This is a genomic window from Streptomyces sp. SID14436, assembly GCF_010548465.1.
GTDB lineage: Bacteria > Actinomycetota > Actinomycetes > Streptomycetales > Streptomycetaceae > Streptomyces.
On record NZ_JAAGMD010000651.1, the window covers coordinates 1 to 240 of the forward strand.

Genomic DNA, 240 nt, shown 5'->3' on the forward strand with positions numbered 1-240 from the left:
GGCGGGCCCGTCGTCCTGCGGTACGCCCGGCACGCCGGGTCCCCAGGGCGTGCCGATGGCCACCGGCGCCGGGGCCCAGGGGGCGGGCGCGCCGCCCGGGAGGGTGGCGGGCGGGGTGCCGCCCCACTGCTCGACCAGCGCGGAGGCCGTGAATTCGCCGGACTCGTCCGGAAGGTCGCCCCGGGCGACGGGGATCGACCACTGCCCGGTCACGTCCTGGCCGGGTGCCGTGTGCTCCCC

Annotated in this window: 1 pseudogene; it reads right to left on the reverse strand. The window is 80.4% G+C overall.

Features of this window, described 5'->3' with window-relative positions:
• Positions 1-240, reverse strand: a pseudogene (locus tag G3I53_RS22890) (hypothetical protein); the annotation flags it as partial.